Below are 16,473 nucleotides of genomic sequence, written 5' to 3' on the forward strand. Positions count from 1 at the left end.
TTACATTCCTTGGCGTAGTGCGGAGGTGTGGCAGGGAGCGTCGAAAAGCGCGAGGTCCTCGTCGTCCGCTCGCATGACGGTAACAGAGCACCCAGCCATGTCCAGGCTGGTGACGAAGTTACCCACGAGGGAGCGCTCAATGGCGATGCCAGCCTGCTGGAGACGCTGGGCCACGCGGCGGTAGACCACGTACAGCTCAGAGGCCGGGGAGGCGCCCATGCCATTGACGACGACGATGGTGCGCTCCCCCTCGCTCAGCTTAAGATCTGCCAAGACGGGGTCGAGTAGGTGATCAGTAACGTCATCGGCAGAAACCAGTGGAATTTCCTTGCGGCCCGGCTCGCCATGGATACCCACGCCGAGTTCGACTTCGTCTTCCCCAAGGTCGAAGGAGGGCTTGCCCACGTGCGGCACCGTGCAGGCGCTCAGTGCCGCGCCCATGGTCGCGGTATTCTCCACTACCTTCTTAGCCACCGCTGTCACCGCAGCAAGATCATCGCCGCGCTCGGCTGCGGCACCTGCCAGCTTCTCTACCAACAAGGTTCCTGCCACGCCGCGGCGTCCGGCGGTAAACGTAGAATCCTCCACCGCGACATCATCGTCGACGATGACCTGGCTGACCTCAATATCATCGAAGTCAGCCAGCTCGGCTGCCGTATCAAAGTTGAGAACATCGCCGGTATAGTTCTTGACGATGTAAAGAACGCCCGCCCCAGCACTTACCGCTTCGGTGGCTGCTTGGATTGCATCCGGTGTAGGCGACGTAAACATGGCGCCCGGCACCGCCGCGTCCAGCATGCCGTAACCAACGAAACCCGCGTGCAAAGGCTCGTGCCCAGAACCACCACCGGAGACAATAGCCACCTTGCCGTGTTCTTTCTTCTGTGCGCGGGCAACAAACAGCGGTTCCGTGTTGCGAGTCACAATGTCACCGTGGGCTAACGCGAAGCCTTCTACTGATTCGGCTACTACGTTGTCCGGCGAGTTGACGAGCTTTTTCATCATCCATCTCCTTAGGTTGTCTTTGGCCTAGAGCACTCTTCTCACAATGCTGCCGAGCCTACCCTTCGCTGCTGGATGTTTCGCTGAAACCGTTGCGCCAACACCGTGGGCTACGCCCCCTTGCTTAGCCCTGCGCTGCTTTGCGGACCTGCAACGCACCAATAAAACCGAGCCCTAAGAACGCAACTGCGGTCAGCAATGACCAACGCGCTGCATCACTCATACCGTCGCTGAGTGCTCGGACCAACACGGCAGTCTCCTCTCCGAAGGGACTGGCGGCACCCTGCGCACGCAGCCCAGCGATACTCGACCCAGCCGATTGACGCGCTGCTTCCGCTATTCCTTCCGCAGCCGGACCATCGAAGCCAATGGTATTAAGCGCCTTCGGCAGAGACAGCGCTAGCGAGACGGAAAAGACCGAACCGGAAATCGCGGTTCCCAGGGAAGAACCAATTTGACGAACTGTGCTCTGTGTCGCGGAAGCTTGGCCTGAGTTTTCCACGGGGATGTCACGCAAGACGGTTCCGGTTAACTGCGCAGAAGCGAATCCTAGGCCCACTCCATAGATCACAAGCGGCAGCGCGATGAGCCATCCGCTGGTGTCGGGACCGAGAATTAACGCGAGTATGAGAGCACCGACGACCTCGAGGCTCAGGCCGATGAGTACGGTGCCAGGGGCGCCGAAGCGCCCAGCGACGTGGCGTGCAGCTGCACCTGAAATGAAGGCTCCGACGGCCATCGCCGCGAGCACAAGGCCGGCAGACATTACGCTTAAGCCCAACGCATTAATGAGGTATATCGGCAAGACGAAGATGATGGCGAACTCCCCGATGGCTACCGCACCGGCGGTGGTATTTCCCCACGAAAACGTAGAGTAGGAAAAGAGTCCTAGATCCAGCAATGCGGAACGCTGCACTCTCTCGCGGTGCTTCTCCCAACGGATAAACAAAGTGAATCCGACCGCGGCGATGAGCAGCGCCACCGGCACAGCGGATACCGGCGCGGTGGTAGGCCACGTCCACCCGAACACTGTTAATTCGGATTGCGGTGTCCACCAGCCAAGGCTGGGCCCCTCGATGACAGCGAAAACAAGGGCCCCAAAGGCAATCGCGCTCAACTGTGCGCCGTCGACGTCGACTCCAGGGCGAGTCTCTGGGCTGCGGGTTTCCCGGACGGTAAGGACAGCTCCACCGGCCACGATAAGGCCGATGGGGACGTTGAGCAGAAAGATCCAGTGCCAGGACACCCACTGAGTAAGCGCGCCGCCGGCTAGAGGGCCTACGGCAGCAGCGCCTGAGATGACGGCGCCCCAGACGCCGAATGCGGCCGCACGATACTTCCCGCGGAATACGGCGTTCACGGTGGACAGGGTGGAGGGCATGATAAAAGCCGCGCCCACTGCCTGCACGGCACGTGCCGAGATGAGAATTCCCGCTGTTTCGGAGAAACCAGCCCACACGCTGCCTGCTACGAATACGGCGAGGCCGAGAAGGAAAGCTCGTTTGCGGCCCCAACTATCCGCGATTTTTCCTGTGGACAGTAGCAGTGCGGCAAGCACCACCGCGTAGAGGCTGTTGACCCACTGTGCCTGGGTAATATCCAGGTTGAGGTCCGTGATGATGGCGGGCAATGCCACGCCGACGATAGTGCCATCAAGAACAATGACACCCAGCCCTACCGATAAAACCGCAAGGCTTATCCAGTCACGGCGGGTTGGTGCCACCGTGCTGGATTCTGTTGTAGCCGCGGGCATAGCTAGGCGCTCACAGAAGTTGCGGCGGCAGGGTTAGCGGGCTCGTTCAATGCGCGGCCAAGTGCGACGAGGAAGAGTGCCAGACCCACCGTAATGAAGATGTGTCCGAGGCCGGCGATTCCGGCGATCATCGCGGTCGATTCCTCCCCCAGCACAGTTAAGCTACCGTGCCAGATGAGCATTCCAACGGTAAGCACAACGCCAATGTTGTAGAACCAGAAAAAGGAGTTAAAAAGCTTCTTGTTGCGGGACACGGCGAAGACCTTGTCCACCACAAGGAAGATGAGGAACATCATGAACCCCAGCGCCAAGAGGTGGGTGTGGGCCACTCCTAGCTGGGTGAACTGTCCCTCCGGGAAATCGTTCGCGCGCGTGAACTCGCGGTAGAACACGCCGGCGCTCAACCCCATGACAAGGTAGAAGATGGCTGCTCTATAGAGGGACTGCATTGTGTGTTCCTTCCTAGCCACGCTGCTGTGGCGATTGCGTCGAGGATGGTGATTGGCCTTTAGACCATCTGCTATCCATCCTGCTTCGCGCTCACAGCGTTTCCATCGCGTAGCCGGTTGAGTTTCTCATCAACCAACTAGTTGATAGCGCGGCCGCGCCGGCTACCACTTGCGCAGGTAATCGATGCGCTCCCGCAGCTGCTCGGCGTCGCACAACGCAGTCGGCGGGCCACCGCAGGCCTTGCGGGCTTCTGTGTGGATGGCACCATGCGGGCGCCCGGTGCGTTGGGCGGTGATAGACACCACCGTGTTGAGCTCTTTGCGCAGCGCGGAAATCTCATCCACCACGCCTGGCTGGGAACCAGCACTGCTTGACGACGCCTCTGCCCCACGCTTGGGTGCATGTGGGGTGCCGTAGAGCTTGCGGCGTTGTTCCTCCGCTGCTTCCGCAGCCCGGCGCGCCTTCTCTTCTGCCTCGCGGCGGTCCAACTCTTCGGACTGCTTTTTGCGCAGGAGGTCCTTGACCTGGTCGGCGTCGAGAAGCCCGGGAATTCCAAGGAAGTCTTCCTCTTCGTCCGTGATATTGCCCGTCGTGAACTGCGAGCCGTTATAAAGCAGCCCGGAAAACTCTGCCTCCGCTCCGAGGGACTCGTAGGAAGGCTCGAGCATATCGGGCTCGGTCTTCTTCTGGTTAGCGTCCTCCAGAAGCTCGTCGTCCCAGCCTTCCTTGTCGGGGTTCTTCTCCCCTCCCAGGACGTGGTCGCGCTGCTTTTCCATGTTCTCGGCAAGGCCCAAGAGCACCGGCACGGAGGGCAGGAAGACGGAGGCCGTCTCGCCGGGCATGCGGGAGCGCACGAAACGCCCGATGGCCTGAGCGAAAAACAGCGGGGTCGAGGCAGAGGTGGCGTACACGCCCACGGCGAGGCGGGGAACGTCGACGCCCTCCGACACCATGCGCACGGCCACCATCCACTCGTCGGTGGATTCAGAGAACTCCGCAATGCGCGCGGAGGAGCCTGGATCATCGGAGAGGATGACGGAGACGGGAGTATTGGAGATCTGCTTGAGGATCTTGGCGTAGGCGCGCGCGGTTGTCGTGTCGGTAGCAAGTACCAGACCGCCGGCATCCGGCATGTTGCGGCGCATCTGCATCAGCCGCGTGTGCGCCGCCTGCAAGACGGTGGGGATCCACTCGCCCTTCGGGTCGAGGGCCGTGCGCCAGGCGCGGGCGGTCTGCTCCGGATTGAGAATATCGCCGAGACGGGCCGCATGTTCCTCACCGGCGCTGTCGCGCCAGCGGGATTCGCCGGAGTAGCTGAGGAAGACCACGGGGCGCACGACACCGTCGGCAAGCGCATCGCCATAGCCATACGTGTGATCAGAGCGGGATACGAGGTGGCCTTCCCCGTCCTCCTCATAGCGCACGAAGGGGATCTGCGAGTCATCGGAGCGGAAGGGCGTACCAGTCAGTGCGAGGCGGTGCTCCGCATCATCATAGGCTTCCCGCACGCCATCGCCCCAGCTCTTGGCATCTCCGGCGTGGTGAATCTCATCAAGGATCACCAGGGTGCGCCGCGCTGAGGCAACCGCGCGGTGCTTGTACGGGTGCATGCCCACCTGCGCATAGGTCACCACGACACCGTCCATCGCGGGGTTGACTCCCGAGGAGTTTGTGAACTTGGGGTCAAGCGCTAGCCCTACGCGGGAGGCGGATTCCGACCACTGCACTTTGAGGTGCTCGGTGGGCACCACCACGATGACGCGCTCTACGGTGCGGTCCGCCATGAGCTCTGTGGCTACCCGCAGGGCGAAGGTGGTCTTACCTGCGCCTGGCGTTGCCACCGCCATGAAATCCTTCGGCTTGGTGGCTAGGAACTTATCCAAAGCCGCGCGTTGCCATACGCGCAGCGAACCGTTATTGGCAAATCTCTGTGCTGGAGTCTGAGTAGACACGGTCAGCGACTTTCCCCCTCTAGTTATCCCAACATCCCGCTCTTGTGAAGTTTTTCGTACGCTTCGGTTTACGCCGACGCAGGATGAGCGTCGACGTCAGACTTAACGGCGGCGCAAGCTCTTATATATGCGCTCGCAGTCTGGGCACACGGGTGAGCCGGGCTTCGCTTGCTTGGTCACCGGGAAGGTCTCTCCACACAGGGCAACGACGTACTTGCCGTTGACCGCGGAATCGAGGATCTGGTTCTTCTTCACGTAGTGGAAGAACTTCGGGGTGTCGTCGTTGGTCGACGTATCCTCGCGGACATCAGGGCGTTCAATAGTCTTAGTCGTCGTACTCACGCCCCCTATCATGCCGCATCGGTATCGAAGTTGGCGAGTCCTGCAGCTACGCTAGTAGGCATGACCCCTTCGAACTCGCGCGATAACCCCCGCCATACCCCACGTTCGGGGCAGCGGCGCGGGCGCCGATTCGGCCGCGAGACGCACCTCATCACGACTGCCAAGCTCGCCCCCGGTCAAGACCGGCATCGCCGCGAGATCATCTACTCCATACTGCAGTTTTTGCGCGTTCCATCCCTCCTGATAGCCGGGGCCATGGTTTATGTTTGGCAGTGGTGGATCCCCGCTGCCCTCGTCGTGGCCGTCACCTTCCCACTGCCCTGGATCGCTGTGGTCATTGGCAATGGTCGGGGTCAAAAGAAAGACAAGCGCGAGAAGGCTGTTTATAAGCCCGCTATGGCCCGGCAAATGGCGCAGGCCCAGCGCGAGCAACTGACAAGCCGGTCCCATGGAGCGCTTCCCGGCGCGCCGTCATCACACGACGATTCGGCGAAGCAAAACACCATCGACCACGAAGACTAGATGTTTACCGTTTACCTCCCGAAGCAATGTAAGGACACTTTTGTGAGCACACAACAGCCTTCTCCTTTTGGCCCGGCGATGAACCCAGAGCACCCCGTCGCGGATGTCGCGGCCGACCTCGCCCGTGTCTTTGCTGACGCGGGATTCACCGCGGACGGCATCGCGGGACACTTAGGGCCGGAGTACACCGAAGCCCTACATCGCGGGGAGCCCGAGGCCGTGGCGCTGGGTGCTAGCGGCGACTCCCGTCTCGACCGCCTCATCCGCATCTTTGTGTTGCACGAGCACGTGCCGGCCACGCTGCTTTCCGACGTCCTCGGTGCCCGCCTAGCCACCCAATTGCTTGACAGCGGTGTCGCGCTTACCGACGATCACGGCACTGTCTACGTGGCATACGACATTCGGCCGCACGTCATCGTGGGCAAGAATCGCGTGGTGTTTTCCGATGTTGATGCTTCCCTCGTGGACCACGTTCCTGGTCCCGAGCACGTCTTGGGTGTCGGCTCTGCCAGCCTTTCCCTACTTCATTCGACTCCCACTACTCCGGTGTCATCGGTGCTGGATCTGGGCACAGGCTCTGGCGTGCAGGTCCTGGGGCAGCTGGATTCTGCAGAGCGCATCGTCGCTACTGATGTCCATGAGCGAGCCCTCGAGCTCGCCCGCGCTACCGTTGCTGCAGCGGACGCAAAGGAACGGGTCGAACTGCGCCAGGGTTCGTGGTTCGAGCCGGTACAACACGAGCGCTTCGACCGCATCGTGGCCAATCCTCCATTCGTGGTGGGCCTTCCTGAGGTCGGCCATGTGTACCGAGATTCCGGACTCAACCTCGATGGTGCTAGTGAGCTCGTGGTGTCCCAAGCCGTGGAACACCTCACCCCTGGAGGAACCGCGCACGTGCTCGCCGCGTGGGTTCATCAAGGCGAGGAGTCCTGGCAACAGCGGGTTGCCTCGTGGTTACCGGACACCGGTGTAGCCGCATGGATCATTCAACGCGACGTGGCAGATCCTGCCCTGTATGTGTCCACCTGGTTAAGCGATGAGTCCGTGGATGTTCGTAGCCCTGAGGGAAGGGAGCGTTCGCGCCGTTGGCTCGAGCACTTCCGCGACCATGAGGTCACCGGCATTGGGTTTGGTTTCGTAGCCATCCAGCGTATTGGGGACGACGAGCCCTCGGACATTCTGGCGGAGACAATGTCACAGCCGCTCATTGATCCACTCGGACCAGAAGTAGAAGAGTATTTTGCGCGCGTCGAATGGCTGCGCGCTTTGGTGCCGGGAGAACTGGAGACCAAGCACGTTCAGCTGCGCCCCAGTGTTGCTCGGGAGGACGTGGCCCTGCCAGATGCTGAGCTTGGCATGGGCTTTGAGCGCGCAGCGCTCCGATTGAGCCGGACCGACGGTCCGCGCTGGCAGCATGATGTCGACGAGCACCTCGCGGCTATCGTCGCCGGGCTTAATCCGCATGGGTTGAGCATCGGCGAAACCATCGAGCTTTACGCCGCCGCACAAGGCTTTGATGAGACCGCACTGGTGAGTGCTGCGCTTCCTGCCATCGTGGATCTCATCCGCCATGGTCTGCTGATCCCCACGGAGCTGCTAGCTTTTAGCAACACCGAGTAGACCAAGTAGTTCGCGTTAGCTGTATCCCCAGGAGCCTCATTGCGTACTGAAAACTTCTCCACAAGAAAGGTTGTGTATCCCCGTCCATGCGTGCTGTTCTCACCCGCGTTTCTGAAGCTTCCGTCACGGTAGAAGGCGACGTTGTCGGTTCCATCAGCTGTCCCGACACCGGCGGCATCCTAGCGCTCATTGGTGTATCTCGTGACGATGTCACGGCAGGCGCCGAAGCTGGTCCTGCCGACGGGCCATCCTTGGAGGAGCGGATGGACACGATGGCGCGCAAGATCGCCGAGCTGCGCATTCTCGAGGGCGAAACCAGCGTGGTTGACAGTGGAGCTCCAGTGCTAGTGGTAAGCCAGTTCACTCTCTACGGGCGAACGGCGAAGGGCCGCCGGCCATCGTGGTCAGATGCCGCACCCGGGGACGCGGCGGAACCGGTGATCCAAGGGGTTGTCGCTCGCCTGCGGAAGCGCGGGATCACCGTGGAGGAAGGTCGCTTCGGAGCCATGATGCAGGTCTCCTCCGTCAATGAGGGGCCGTTTACCGTGCTCGTTGAGGTGTAGCCTCGGCGCGCCTCCCCCAAAATGGCCTAAAACCCACCTCGCAGACCGGGATGCGTGAACTTTTTTCAAACCGTGGGAACTATCTGCGCCGAAGGTCCGTTGTAGGAGATGAACCAAGCCGCAACTTAGGAGGCATGAGATGGCCACATCATCCGCTGCTAGCGTCCAGGACGAGGACGGACAGGAAGTTGACCGCGGCTCACGCCGTAACCAGACTAATGACAATCCCTCCGCGGACTTGGTCCGCGTTTACCTCAACGGAATCGGCAAGACTGCGCTGCTGAGCGCCGAAGACGAGGTTGAGCTTGCACAGGCAATCGAGGTGGGCCTGTACGCCGAGTACAAGCTCGCCAATGCCGAAAAGCTGACCCGCGCCGAGAAGCGCGACCTCAAGATTCTCGCCCGCGAAGGCAAGAAGGCACGCTCCCACCTCCTCGAGGCTAACCTGCGCCTCGTGGTCTCCCTGGCTAAGCGTTATACCGGCCGCGGCATGCCGCTGCTGGACCTCATCCAGGAAGGAAACCTGGGCCTGATTCGCGCAATGGAGAAGTTTGACTATGCCAAGGGCTTCAAGTTCTCCACGTACGCCACGTGGTGGATCCGCCAGGCCATTACCCGCGGCATGGCTGACCAGTCCCGCACCATCCGCCTCCCGGTGCACCTGGTAGAGCAGGTCAATAAGCTTTCCCGCATCAAGCGCGAGATGTATCAGTCCTTGGGCCGCGAGGCTACGAATGAGGAGCTGGCCGAGGAATCCGGCATCGAAGAGTCCAAGATCGAAATGCTGCTGCGCCAGTCTCGCGATCCCGTCTCCCTGGATATGCCTGTGGGCACCGATGAAGAAGCACCGTTGGGTGACTTCATTGAGGATGCCGAGGCAACCGATGCGGAAACCGCCGTGGTGGCATCCATGCGCCACTCTGATATCCGCTCCGTCATCGGCTCCCTCGAGGAGCGTGAGCAGGATGTCATCCGCCTGCGCTATGGCTTGGACGACGGTGTTCCGCGCACCCTCGATCAGATTGGACGCAAGTTCGGTCTCTCCCGCGAGCGTGTTCGCCAGATTGAGCGCGAGGTCATGGCCAAGCTGCGGGAGGGCAACCGCGCCGATCGTCTCCGCGAATACGCGCTTTAAGTTCTGTTTCATAGCTTGGCGCTAGCCATCGAGGTTCATCCCTCCTGCCCACCTAAATTGTTGGCTGGACTCGGGGAGGTCGATGCTCGGTGGCTTTCGTCATTTCTCGAGGGCCGTGAATCTCTTTGTCCATATCTTCCTATTCACCCCGCGCAGCGTGCAGCGCTGCGTGCGCTAAGCCCTGAAAAAATACGCTATTGTTTAAGATATTCTCTTAATACACTCCTATTACCGCGCCTAAACCTATGTGGCTACGGACCGCCGACAACGCAGAAAGGTAAGCCCACGTGAGGGATCTAGTTGACACCACGGAAATGTATCTGCGAACCATTTATGAGCTCGAAGAGGAAGGAATTACCCCACTGCGTGCTCGCATTGCAGAGCGCCTAGAGCAATCTGGGCCGACTGTGTCCCAGACTGTGGCTCGCATGGAGCGCGATGGCCTGCTCCACGTGCGCACGGACCGCAGCCTCGACCTCACCCAGCAGGGCCGCGAACTGGCCACCAATGTCATGCGCAAGCACCGCCTCGCTGAGCGGTTGCTCACGGACGTCCTAGGCCTCGATATTCACAAGGTTCATGATGAGGCCTGCCGTTGGGAGCACGTCATGAGCGAAGAGGTAGAGAAGCGAGTCATAGCCGTTCTTGAGGATTCTTCCCGCTCCCCCTTCGGCAACCCCATCCCAGGTTTGGCGCAGCTTGGCATGACCCCCGCGGAACTTGACCTGGGGACTCGCGCCATCGATCTTCCCACCGGGCAAAAGACTGCAGCCACCATCGTCCAGATCAACGAGGTTTTGCAGGCGGATAACTCGACTTTCCACGAGCTTTACTCGTGCGGTATTCAGGTTGGTTCGAAGGTTACCGTGGTCAATGACAGCGGAACGATTACGCTGACCACGGAGTCGGGCCACACCGTCGAGCTTGTCGACGACCTCGCGCACGCTATCCGAGTCAAGGAGAACTAGGGCGATGAAACTACTTGTCACTGGCGGTGCCGGCTATGTTGGCAGCGTGTGCGCGGCCGTCCTCGTGGAGAAGGGTCACGACGTTACCATCATCGACAATTTTTCCACCGGCAACCGCGAAGCTATCCCAGAGCAGGCCCGCCTTGTCGAGGGTGACGTGGCCGATGTTGCTCGTGAAGTGTTGTCTGAAGGAGGCTTCGACGGCGTTGTGCATTTTGCCGCTCGCTCCCTCGTTGGCGAATCCGTTGAGGCTCCGGCTGACTATTGGCAGCACAATGTCGTCACGACGCTGCAGTTGCTCAACGCCATGCGCGAATTCGGCGTCACCAACCTTGTGTTTTCTTCGACCGCGGCAACGTACGGCGAGCCTGCACAGGTTCCGATCACAGAGACGATGCCTACGAAGCCGACGAATCCTTATGGCGCATCCAAGCTCGCAATCGACTACATGATCACCTCATATGCCCAGGCCTACGGCTTGGGGGCGACGTCGTTGCGCTACTTTAACGTCGCCGGTGCCTACGGCAGCATTGGCGAGAACCGCGAGGTGGAAACCCACCTCATTCCGCTTGTATTGCAGGTAGCACTTGGCCATCGCGACAAGATCTTCATTTTCGGCGATGACTACGACACTGCCGACGGCACCGCCGTCCGCGATTACATCCACATCCGTGACCTGGCCGACGCTCATGTGCTCGCGCTTGAAAGCAACGCTGCGGGTACACACCGCATCTATAACCTCGGCTCCGGAGACGGTTACTCTGTCAAGCAGGTCATTGAGGCCTGCCGCGAAGTCACCGGACACCCCATCCCCGCTGAGCTGGCGCCCCGCCGCGCAGGAGATCCCGCAACCCTCGTGGCCTCCTCGGACAAGATTAAGTCCGAGCTCGGATGGGATCCGAGCCGCACCGACTTGACCACCATCGTGACGGATGCGTGGAACTTTACCCGGCAGCTCGGCGAGCGGGCTCATTCCGCGCGGCGTTAGTGCTGCCCTCCCCAGCCGTATCCCCTACCGCGTTGTCGAAGGCCTTACGCGCCCCTGCGTGGATCGAAGCACGTATCTTTTCATGCAGCCCGTGGCGATAGGCCTGGCACAACAGCGAGCCTAGGCGATGGCTGGGGAACTCTTCCGTGACGAGCTGCAGTGCCGGTCCAGCCAGGATGTCCCACTCCTGTTCCATGTGTGCCAGGGCAAACAGGGTCAGAGCATTCGCCCGTAATTCTTCGCCGAATGTGCGCGCTGCTGCTAGGAGAAGGTACGCACCGGTTTCGCCAGCCTCCGCGCAGATGCCCACCACGAGGTCGCGCGTCCACGTCGTCGACAGCCACACGGCGCATGATGCCAACAGCTCTACATCTTCTTCGGCTTCCTCCACAGACGCCACCTGGTGAAGCGCCCACTGAGCATCATCCACAAAGTGCTCAAGGAGTTCCTTGCGCTTCTTCCCTTTCGCCGCGGCCACCTGGGCGCGAAACTGAGTCGCGGTATCGCGTGCTTGCCGGCTCAGGGCTTCGGCTTCGGCAGAATCGAGGTGTGGGTTTCCCGGCGCGAAAATGGCAAAGAATTCTTCCCTATTGAGCTCTGGAACAACATTGTGATTGACGCAGGAGCGCATCGAGGAGGCGTCGGTAAGCGCCGGTATAGTGCCTTCTACCCACTTTTTCATCGGCCCGCTCCCATCTGCGTTGACGGTTCCGTGCAACAGAACGTAGGGCTCATGTTTGGTGATTTCCTTGGCGTACCAGGCCGCGTCAATCTCCAACCCGTCACAGGAACGATCCAGGCCGTAGAGCCAGTGGGTCACCTCCCGTAATTCAGTAAGCGGGCGCTGCGAAATGAGGAAGGCGAAGACGCCTTCGCGGGCATTCTCTGCCAGCATCGCCGCGATGTCTGGCAGGGCTCCGGCGGCATCGGGGATATCGACGCGGGCGAGCGGACCCATGGCCGGGCCGCGCGGGGTGGTGTCAATGGCCATGAATACCACCGATTCGGTGGGATAGAAGCCAAGGAGTCCGGGGATGTTAGCAAGGAGATGACCAGGTGTCGTAATCGGTGGGGTGTTATCTGTGTGCGTTGAGAATGTGCTCATACTTGTACCCTGAACCAGGGCTGCCACAGGACGCTAGGGGGATCACGCCACACACGGAGAATCTGTGGATAACTAGTCCGGACTGGTCTGCAATCCGAGGGAAAGAGCCAAGTTATTCACACCCACCAACTCGACATGCTGGCACAACGGATGGCCATGTGGCATGCTTGAACGATCATCACCAGTGCCCATGATCAATCCCAGCTCGGCTTGGCAAGGAACGCACAATCGCAGCTGGGAATAGGTAGTAGCCCTACAGCGTTGCAAGGCACAGAACGCTGATTAGGTCCGTACGCTTCTAAAGAAGCGCACGGATAGAAGGAGGAGTCACAATCATGCAGGAAGAACAGGGCCGCATGTATGAGCTGGAGTATCCCGCACCAGTGGTCAAGGACGATTCCGCCCCAGGCAATGGCCCTACGATGATCGTGGCCATGAATGGCTATGCCGATGCGGGCCAGGCCGTCGAAGCCAGTGCTGATCACCTCAAAGCCGCGTTGGAGAACCGCCAGCTGGCTTCGTTTAATAATGACGAGCTTATTGACTACCGCTCTCGCCGCCCCGCCGTCACCATTGACCACGACCGCACGGTAGAAATTGAGAACACCGATCTGGGCATCAAGGTGCTCCGGGATAACTCCGGCACACCTTTCCTGCTGCTTTCTGGACCGGAACCGGACTTGCGCTGGGAGGCATTTACGGACGCGGTGGTGAACTTGGTGGAAAAGTTCGATATCAAGAACACCATCATGCTGTACTCGGCCCCTATGCCGGTGCCGCACACCCGCCCCACCGTGGTCACGGCGCACGGCAATGAGCCGGAGCTCCTTAACTCCATGGTGCGCATGGAATCCACCATGATGGTCCCGGGCGCCGCCGCCCTGTATATTGAGCGAGCCTTGGATAAGAAGGGCCGCCGCGTTGCTGGATACACCGCTCATGTTCCGCACTACCTTGCGGCGTCTCCTTACCCGGCCGCCACGCTACGGCTGCTGGATTCGGTCGCCTCGGCGGTTGACCTCAACATTCCGCTGGGCAGCCTGGAAGCGGACGTTGCTCGCATCAACCAGCAGTTGGAGGAGCAGGTTACCGATTCTGAGGAGATCGCTGGCGTCGTACGTCAGCTAGAAGAGCAGTACGATGCCTACATGGAGCGCTACCGCTCCCGCCACCCGCAGGCCATCATGCCAGGTGAGGAGCACATGCCCACTGGCGAGGAGATCGGTGCGGACTTTGAGGCCTTTCTTGCTGGCCTCGATGACAGCTCGGACATTCTGTCCGAAGATATCGATGACCGCGAAGACAACTACGGCCGCGATGAAGGCCCTGGCTTAGACATGGATGACGACGTCTAAGCATGTCTTGCTCAGCCGCACAATTAGAGGCAGGGCAGTGAAGTTGGGGCGCAGGGCCGACGCTCTGGTTAATAGAGCTTTTCGCCTAAGGTGGGACGGGTGAACCTTTCTCAGATGTTGCCCGATCTCGCCGAAGTCCCCGAGTCGATGGTTGATGAGGCCATCTGGGACACATTTTTGTCCTGGACTTCTGGCCGCGGTATCTCGCTCTACCCGGCGCAGGAAGAGGCCTCCCTTGGTGTTCTCGCCGGGGATAACGTCATCTTGGCCACCCCCACCGGTTCTGGTAAGTCCATGGTGGCCAACGCCGCCCACTTCATTGCTTTAGCACGCGGCCAGCGCAGCTTCTACACCGCTCCCATCAAGGCCTTGGTGAGCGAAAAGTTCTTCGCTCTCTGCGAGATTTTCGGCCCCGAAAACGTCGGCATGATGACCGGCGATGCCACGGTCAATGGCTCCGCCCCGATTATCGCCGCCACCGCTGAGATCGTGGCCAATATTGCGCTACGCGATGGCGCGGAAGCCGCCATCGATCAAGTGATCATGGACGAGTTCCACTACTACTCCGAACCCGATCGCGGCTGGGCCTGGCAGGTACCGCTCCTGGAGCTACCGAAGGCCCAGTTCCTGCTCATGTCCGCCACCCTGGGTGATACCGCCTGGCTGGAGAAGGATTTGACGGAGCGTACCGGCCGCACGACGACTCTGGTAGCGGGAACAACTCGCCCAGTGCCCCTCGACTTCTCTTATGTCTTTTCCGCGGTCCACGAAACAATCGAAGAATTGCTCGCCGATGGCAAAGCCCCTGTCTATGTCGTCCACTTCTCCCAACGCGAAGCCTCAGAGCGTGCGCAGGCGCTCACTTCGCTGTCGAAGATCATCACCGCAGAGGAGAAGGAGGCCATTGCCGCGGAGCTCGCGGGCTTCCGCTTCACCACGACGTTTGGCAAGGATCTGTCGAAGCTGCTGCGCAAGGGCATCGGCGTCCATCACGCGGGCATGCTGCCGAAGTACCGGCGCTTGGTTGAGCGCTTAGCCCAACAGGGCCTGCTCAAAGTCATCTGTGGCACGGATACCCTGGGGGTGGGCATCAACGTCCCCATCCGCACAGTGCTGATGACGGGTTTGGCCAAGTACGACGGGACCCGCCAGCGCATTCTGAAGTCTCGCGAGTTTCACCAGATTGCTGGTCGCGCAGGCCGCGCGGGTTATGACACGGAAGGCACCGTCGTCGTGCAGGCGCCGGAGTATGAGATTGAGAACGCCAAGGCGCGGCGGCGCGTCGGCGATGACCCGGCGCGCCTCAAGAAGCTGAAGAAGAAATCTGCGCGCGATGGTGAAGTGTCATGGTCGGAACAGACGTACGCACGGCTTATCGACGCCGAACCGGAGCAACTGACCTCCCAGTTCCGAGTGTCCAATTCCATGTTGCTCAACGTGCTCGCCCGCCACGGCAACGGCTACGAGCACCTTAAGCACCTGCTCCGCACGAGCCATAACACGCGTGCCCGCCAGAACGAGGACATCCTCACAGCGTTGAGTCTGTTCCGTGGCCTCCTTAATTCGGGCGTGGTGCAAAAGTCTACGAAGGGACTCGACATCTACGGCCGCCCCTACCACGTGGTGCGCGAGATGCCGCGCGATTTCGCCCTCAACCAGCCTTTAGGGCCCTTCGCGCTGGCGGCGCTCACCTTGCTGGATCCCGAGTCCGAGACCTATGCCCTCGATGTCATCTCTGTCTTCGAAGCAGTGCTGGATGATCCACGCCAGGTGCTCATTGCCCAACAGAAGCAGCGGCGCGGTGAGGAAATCGCGGCGCTCAAGGCTGAGGGCGTGGACTATACCGAGCGCATGGCCATCGTGGAAGACATCACGTGGCCAAAGCCTCTGGAAGAGCTCCTCGAACAGTCCTATGAAACCTTCTGCCAGACCAATCCGTGGGCTAAGGAATTCGAGCTGCGGCCCAAGTCTGTGGTGCGCGACATGCTGGAGAGCGCCATGACTTTTTCCGATCTCGTCGCTAGCTACGGTCTCGCCCGCTCGGAAGGCGTCATTTTGCGCTACCTCACCGATGCGTGGCGTACTCTCAAGCAGTCCATCCCCGCGGAATTCCTCACAGAGGAACTCGAGGACATCATCGTCTGGCTCGGAGAGCTTATCCGCCAAGTCGATTCTTCGCTTGTCGACGAGTGGGCTGAGATGGCTGGCGAGGACTCCCCCATTTCCCAGGAGGATTTGGACCGCGAGTTGGCCTTCGGAGTCGAGGATCCCACCGCCTTGACCGCTAATCAGCGGGCTTTCAGCATCATGGTGCGCAATTACTTCTTCCGCCTTGCACAGCTCTTTGCGTTGGAGAAGGAAGAGCGCTTGGCCGACCTGTTGGACTACTTGGAGGAGATTCCTGACTTTGGCCGTGCCCTCGATGACTACTTCGATGACTACGATGACATCGACACTGGGCCAGCGGCTAGGGGGCAGGAATACTTTGTCTTGGACAAGGGCGACACGGGCTCGGGCGCTCGTGGCGTTGGCGGCTCGCGGTCGTGGACCGTGCGTCAGATTCTTAAGGACCCAGAGGGCGATAACTCCTATCAGCTCGTTGGCACCGTAGATCTCGATGCCTCCGATGAAGCCGGGGAAGTACGGCTATCTGAGCTGAGCGTGGAGTACTAGGGCGCATAAGCAGGGAATATTAATACCCCCTTTTCTGCATTAATA

14 protein-coding genes are annotated in these 16,473 nt (G+C 60.4%); 8 read left to right on the top strand and 6 right to left on the bottom strand.

Features of this window, described 5'->3' with window-relative positions; translation table 11 throughout:
* From dhaK to HWX44_RS02820, 5 genes are all read right to left on the bottom strand, one after another.
* A complete protein-coding gene (gene dhaK, locus HWX44_RS02800; RefSeq protein ID WP_175973256.1) occupies window positions 1-1,002 on the bottom strand; it encodes a dihydroxyacetone kinase subunit DhaK in 1,002 nt (333 codons plus the stop codon).
* Window positions 1,003-1,126: 124 nt separating this feature from the next.
* Window positions 1,127-2,755 carry an MFS transporter gene (locus HWX44_RS02805; protein ID WP_175973085.1) on the bottom strand — a complete coding sequence of 543 codons (1,629 nt, stop codon included), beginning with the start codon at window positions 2,753-2,755 and terminating at the stop codon, window positions 1,127-1,129.
* Window positions 2,756-2,757: 2 nt separating this feature from the next.
* Window positions 2,758-3,204 (bottom strand): DUF2871 domain-containing protein, encoded by a 447-nt coding sequence (locus tag HWX44_RS02810; protein WP_046648191.1) that lies wholly within the window; start codon window positions 3,202-3,204, stop codon window positions 2,758-2,760.
* A gap of 162 nt (window positions 3,205-3,366) precedes the next feature.
* Complete coding sequence (locus HWX44_RS02815; protein WP_049157510.1) at window positions 3,367-5,157, bottom strand: DEAD/DEAH box helicase; 1,791 nt, start codon at window positions 5,155-5,157, stop codon at window positions 3,367-3,369.
* Between the two features lie 102 nt (window positions 5,158-5,259).
* Window positions 5,260-5,511, bottom strand: a complete 252-nt coding sequence (locus HWX44_RS02820) for a DUF3039 domain-containing protein (protein WP_046648196.1) — start codon at window positions 5,509-5,511, stop codon at window positions 5,260-5,262.
* Window positions 5,512-5,559: 48 nt separating this feature from the next.
* Between HWX44_RS02820 and HWX44_RS02825 the strand changes: the two genes are divergently transcribed.
* The 6 genes from HWX44_RS02825 (at window position 5,560) to galE (ending at window position 11,295) form a co-directional block, all read left to right on the top strand.
* Window positions 5,560-6,021, top strand: coding sequence for a DUF3099 domain-containing protein (locus HWX44_RS02825; RefSeq protein WP_102234161.1), 462 nt, complete (start codon window positions 5,560-5,562; stop codon window positions 6,019-6,021).
* 78 nt (window positions 6,022-6,099) lie between these two features.
* Window positions 6,100-7,641, top strand: a complete 1,542-nt coding sequence (locus tag HWX44_RS02830) for a DUF7782 domain-containing protein (RefSeq protein WP_175973258.1) — start codon at window positions 6,100-6,102, stop codon at window positions 7,639-7,641.
* Between the two features lie 86 nt (window positions 7,642-7,727).
* Entirely contained in the window at window positions 7,728-8,204 is a 477-nt protein-coding gene (gene dtd, locus HWX44_RS02835) for a D-aminoacyl-tRNA deacylase (protein ID WP_070753998.1), read from the top strand.
* A gap of 139 nt (window positions 8,205-8,343) precedes the next feature.
* Window positions 8,344-9,339, top strand: a complete 996-nt coding sequence (locus HWX44_RS02840) for a sigma-70 family RNA polymerase sigma factor (RefSeq protein WP_046648202.1) — start codon at window positions 8,344-8,346, stop codon at window positions 9,337-9,339.
* A gap of 287 nt (window positions 9,340-9,626) precedes the next feature.
* Window positions 9,627-10,307, top strand: coding sequence for a metal-dependent transcriptional regulator (locus HWX44_RS02845; protein WP_102234163.1), 681 nt, complete (start codon window positions 9,627-9,629; stop codon window positions 10,305-10,307).
* A gap of 4 nt (window positions 10,308-10,311) precedes the next feature.
* The gene (gene galE / locus HWX44_RS02850; RefSeq protein WP_046648205.1) at window positions 10,312-11,295 is read left to right on the top strand and encodes a UDP-glucose 4-epimerase GalE; all 984 of its coding nucleotides are present in this window, start codon (window positions 10,312-10,314) and stop codon (window positions 11,293-11,295) included.
* Here the strand turns inward: galE and HWX44_RS02855 are convergent.
* Window positions 11,252-12,400: a DUF4192 domain-containing protein gene (locus HWX44_RS02855; RefSeq protein ID WP_046648207.1), complete on the bottom strand. Its 1,149-nt coding sequence runs from the start codon at window positions 12,398-12,400 to the stop codon at window positions 11,252-11,254. The two genes, galE and HWX44_RS02855, sit on opposite strands and share 44 nt — an antisense overlap.
* A 335-nt stretch (window positions 12,401-12,735) precedes the next feature.
* Between HWX44_RS02855 and HWX44_RS02860 the strand changes: the two genes are divergently transcribed.
* Window positions 12,736-13,755: a PAC2 family protein gene (locus HWX44_RS02860; RefSeq protein WP_070513116.1), complete on the top strand. Its 1,020-nt coding sequence runs from the start codon at window positions 12,736-12,738 to the stop codon at window positions 13,753-13,755.
* A 99-nt stretch (window positions 13,756-13,854) separates the two neighbouring features.
* Window positions 13,855-16,428 carry a DEAD/DEAH box helicase gene (locus tag HWX44_RS02865; protein WP_175973087.1) on the top strand — a complete coding sequence of 858 codons (2,574 nt, stop codon included), beginning with the start codon at window positions 13,855-13,857 and terminating at the stop codon, window positions 16,426-16,428.
* The last annotated feature ends 45 nt before the right edge of the window (window positions 16,429-16,473 follow it).

Source organism: Corynebacterium sp. Marseille-Q2823, assembly GCF_903645345.1.
In the GTDB taxonomy this organism is placed as follows: Bacteria; Actinomycetota; Actinomycetes; order Mycobacteriales; family Mycobacteriaceae; genus Corynebacterium; species Corynebacterium hiratae.

Coding starts and splice junctions, on each gene's coding strand:
- HWX44_RS02840 (WP_046648202.1), top strand. CDS start 8,344: ATGGCCACATCATCCGCTGCTAGCGTCCAGGACGAGGACGGACAGGAA.
- HWX44_RS02855 (WP_046648207.1), bottom strand. CDS start 12,400: ATGAGCACATTCTCAACGCACACAGATAACACCCCACCGATTACGACA.
- HWX44_RS02860 (WP_070513116.1), top strand. CDS start 12,736: ATGCAGGAAGAACAGGGCCGCATGTATGAGCTGGAGTATCCCGCACCA.
- HWX44_RS02805 (WP_175973085.1), bottom strand. CDS start 2,755: ATGCCCGCGGCTACAACAGAATCCAGCACGGTGGCACCAACCCGCCGT.
- dhaK (WP_175973256.1), bottom strand. CDS start 1,002: ATGAAAAAGCTCGTCAACTCGCCGGACAACGTAGTAGCCGAATCAGTA.
- galE (WP_046648205.1), top strand. CDS start 10,312: ATGAAACTACTTGTCACTGGCGGTGCCGGCTATGTTGGCAGCGTGTGC.
- HWX44_RS02810 (WP_046648191.1), bottom strand. CDS start 3,204: ATGCAGTCCCTCTATAGAGCAGCCATCTTCTACCTTGTCATGGGGTTG.
- HWX44_RS02820 (WP_046648196.1), bottom strand. CDS start 5,511: ATGATAGGGGGCGTGAGTACGACGACTAAGACTATTGAACGCCCTGAT.
- HWX44_RS02830 (WP_175973258.1), top strand. CDS start 6,100: ATGAACCCAGAGCACCCCGTCGCGGATGTCGCGGCCGACCTCGCCCGT.
- HWX44_RS02825 (WP_102234161.1), top strand. CDS start 5,560: ATGACCCCTTCGAACTCGCGCGATAACCCCCGCCATACCCCACGTTCG.
- dtd (WP_070753998.1), top strand. CDS start 7,728: ATGCGTGCTGTTCTCACCCGCGTTTCTGAAGCTTCCGTCACGGTAGAA.